Source organism: Pelatocladus sp., assembly GCF_059505505.1.
In genome coordinates this window covers 1-3,479 of sequence record NZ_JCACKS010000168.1, presented here as the reverse complement: position 1 = coordinate 3,479, position 3,479 = coordinate 1, and the positions used below count along the sequence as shown (strand labels likewise).

At 39.3% G+C, this 3,479-nt stretch carries 2 protein-coding genes and 2 pseudogenes; 2 read left to right on the top strand and 2 right to left on the bottom strand.

The window, feature by feature from the left end; translation table 11 throughout:
• Positions 1–419, bottom strand: a 419-nt coding sequence (locus tag AC5JMK_RS13515) for a phage integrase SAM-like domain-containing protein (protein ID WP_495910332.1), incomplete at its 3' end; no start/stop codon positions are given.
• 88 nt (positions 420–507) lie between these two features.
• Here AC5JMK_RS13515 and AC5JMK_RS13510 point away from each other — a divergent pair.
• Together AC5JMK_RS13510 and AC5JMK_RS13505 are read left to right on the top strand one after the other, a co-directional pair.
• Positions 508–735 carry a helix-turn-helix domain-containing protein gene (locus AC5JMK_RS13510; RefSeq protein ID WP_495910331.1) on the top strand — a complete coding sequence of 76 codons (228 nt, stop codon included), beginning with the start codon at positions 508–510 and terminating at the stop codon, positions 733–735.
• Positions 736–976: 241 nt separating this feature from the next.
• Positions 977–2,237: pseudogene (locus AC5JMK_RS13505) on the top strand (Tn3 family transposase); the annotation flags it as partial.
• A gap of 125 nt (positions 2,238–2,362) precedes the next feature.
• On the opposite strand, the pseudogene AC5JMK_RS13500 reads toward AC5JMK_RS13505, so the two are convergent.
• A pseudogene (locus tag AC5JMK_RS13500) lies at positions 2,363–3,456 on the bottom strand (ISAzo13 family transposase).
• Between the last annotated feature and the right edge of the window lie 23 nt (positions 3,457–3,479).

Genomic DNA, 3,479 nt, shown 5'->3' with positions numbered 1-3,479 from the left:
ACTAAATAGATCCGTTTCTTTGGGGTGTGACAGTTGTGGGTGCGGAATGTGGGATACAAAATACTTAATTGATTGTAAGTCAGATAACGCACAGCCTCATCCGTAGCGTGTTCTCCTTGCTCTCGATTGGGCTTGCGTCGAGTAAGTCCTGTAACTGGATTAGATTTGAGATATCCCATATCAACAGCAAAGTTAAACAAAGCCGTAATCACAGCTTGATGACGGTGGTGGGTAGTATAGGAAACATCAGTTAAATGATTGAGATATTCCACCAAAATTTGTCTGTCCATGATTTCTATTGACCATCGACCATACTCCTTGAGCAAGGGGATAATCGTAGACTCATAAGAACGCAGAGTACTTTTGGCTAGCCCCGGACGCTCTAAAAACGCGGTGGCTAAAGCAGCTAAAGTAATCATGACTTTTTCTCAGATTTTTGGCAATTTATTTTCTTAAAAGTGTAGATGTTTGATTATTATTAATAAATACATTTGTAGATATATTTTGATGGTGGTAGCAGAACAAGATGTGCTTCCCAAAGGGGATGAAGCCCTGGCTGATTACGTCCACAGATTGCGAGTCAAGCAAAACTTAACCCAAAAAGAGTTGAGTTTAAAAGCACAAATACACATCCAGACCATCCGTAAAATTGAGGGTGGACAAACTTCGAGGCTCAATCAAAAAGCTAAAAGCGGTCTAGCTTCTGCATCGCGCTCAAAAATTAGTATGTCTTGAGTTAACTAAAAGTTTAACAACATTACAAAAGACAGCACTGGATAAGTTATTAGTTGTAGAGCCTGATCAAAAGCTGACTAATTTAATTTGGTTGCGTCAACCACCAGGTCAAGCTAATCCAAGAAACTTTTTAAAAGTGGTAGAACGATTAGAGTTTATTCGCCATCTCCATCTCGACTCTGGATGTTTGAAACGAGTACACCAAAATCGTCTGCTGCAATTTACCAGAAAAGTTTATGCTTTACTCCCAAGAATTAAGTTGACTGATTTGTTGGTAGAAGTTGATTCTTGGACGCAATTTACTAAGCATTTTACGCATTTACATTCAGGAGAACAAGTATCCGATAAAGTTGTTTTGTTAAGCGCTATTCTTGCTGATGGCATTAATTTAGGTTTAACGCGGATGGCTGACGCAACTCAAGGAATGTCCTTTGAGCGTCTAGCATGGGTGGCGGATTGGTATATTCGGGATGAAACTTATTCCAAGGCTTTAGCAGAGGTAGTGAATTTTCACGCACAGATACCATTTGCTGCTTATTGGGGTGATGGGACAACATCTTCTTCTGATGGTCAACGGTTTAAAGCGGGCGGACATCACAGTTTTAATGAAGAGATCAATGCCAAGTATGGTAAAGATAGAAGTGTTATTTTTTACACACATATTTCCGACCAGTATGCCCCATTTCACGTTAAGGTCATTAACGCCACGATTAGGGATGCAACTCACGTTTTGGATGGTTTGTTGTATCACGAGAGTGATTTACAGATTCACGAGCATTATACGGATACAAGCGGTTATACCGAGCATATATTTGCGATGTGCCATCTGCTAGGATTTAGATTTGCACCCCGAATGCGAGATTTACCTGATAAGAAATTGTATACTTTTGCACCTACTCTTCCTGATTCGGTTTTAGCTCCCCTGCTAGGTGACAAGATTAATGTGAAATTGATTCAGGAATCTTGGGATGAGATTCTACGCCTTGCTAGTTCAATTCGGACGGGGACGGTGACAGCTTCTTTGATGTTGAGGAAATTAGCTTCTTATCCTCGGCAGAATCGTTTAGCTTTAGCTTTGCGGGAATTGGGAAGGATTGAGCGGACTTTGTTTACCCTGGAATGGTTGCAGAGTCCAGAACTGCGGCGACGGGCGACGGCGGGGTTAAACAAGGGTGAGGCGAAACATACCCTGACTCATAGCCGTGTTTTTTAACCGCCTTGGGGAAGTGCGCGATCGCTCTTATGAAGACCAGTTTTATCGGGCTAGTGGGTTGAATTTGGTGATTGCTGCTATTGTTCTGTGGAATACGGTGTACTTAGAAAAAGCTGTGGATTATTTGAAACAACTCTTAATGGATATTCCTGAAGAATATCTGCAACATTTGTCGCCCTTGGGGTGGGAGCATATCAATCTCACTGGCGATTATGTGTGGAATTTGAAACAAGCGACCAGTTTTGACAAGTTGCGTCCTTTGCGGATCAAGGAAAATAAGTATCGTTGAAATGCTTATGTGATATAGGTTTCAGCCTTAGCGTACAATTTTCCCGTTTTGGCACGGTGATGCCTTCAATGGTGCTAGTATTATCAATTATCGTTATAAAAAACTTTAATAACTATTTTTTAAAACTATGTTTCTCCATAACAAATATCAATGAACCACTTCCCTAAATCCGGGAAATATTCATGGTTTGAATCAGTCAAACGCTTGATTTGCTTCTCAATTTTTGACATAGCTTCTTTAGTCAGCCTAACTCCTAGCTCATAAGTTTTAGTGACTAGTTTAACAACAGGATGTTTTCCATTCCATGTCATATTATGAGCAAAATTTAAAGCTGTTTCCACTTCATCGAGAATACTTCCATTCCAATGATTCTCTAGAACTGCCCAAGTTCGTTCAATGGGATTATATTTACTGTGATAAGGAGGATAATAAGCTAAACGTATATTTAGTTGGTTTGATTGAGAAAATTCAACTATACGTTTCATGAATTGTGTGCGCCTCGAATTATTCTCTCCTCCGTTATCTTGATTGATAACTAAAGTCTTTATTGCTGGAAATCGCCAGCTTTCTGATTTCCAAAAATCCGCTAAAATATCAACGATAAAATCGCTAGTGACTTTGGATTCAGTAAAATACAAAAATAACTCGTCTAGCTCTGGAAGGAAGATACCGTAAGGAGTTACGCTTGTTTTTGGATGAAAGTCATGGTCATCAGTTTCTGTTGGTACTCGATTTCTACCACCACGGTCAAATGAGCCAATATTAACACGAGCTTTCGCATCCAAACTTAAGCGTAATATAGTTGGGTCATCTGAAGCTTCTTGATTAACTATAGCTAAATGCTCAAAGATTGCGTCAGTTTCGGGAATTTTTTTTGAGGTTGAATTTTGGCAACCCGTTTGAGGCAATACCCTAAATCGTTTAACTTGACACGAATTGTTTCTGAAGTTGGTAATTCTTCATCATTATAACCAAATTTCTCAATTAGTTGATGTCTGACTTCAGCCGCTCCAAGGCGTGTGTAGAGTCTTTGACTTTTAAAACTTGGATCTATTTGGCTTTGTGAATCTACTAACTTTTTAATATCTTCTAAAAGATTTGAGAGGTGTTCTTCTGCTTTTTTCCGCCCTCTACCTCGATAATTATCTACACAAGTAATACTACTATTTAATTCTTTAATCCCTTTACTAACGGGACTTAAACAAAAAAAGGAAAACAAATAAGGTATAATGCCCCGCTAGC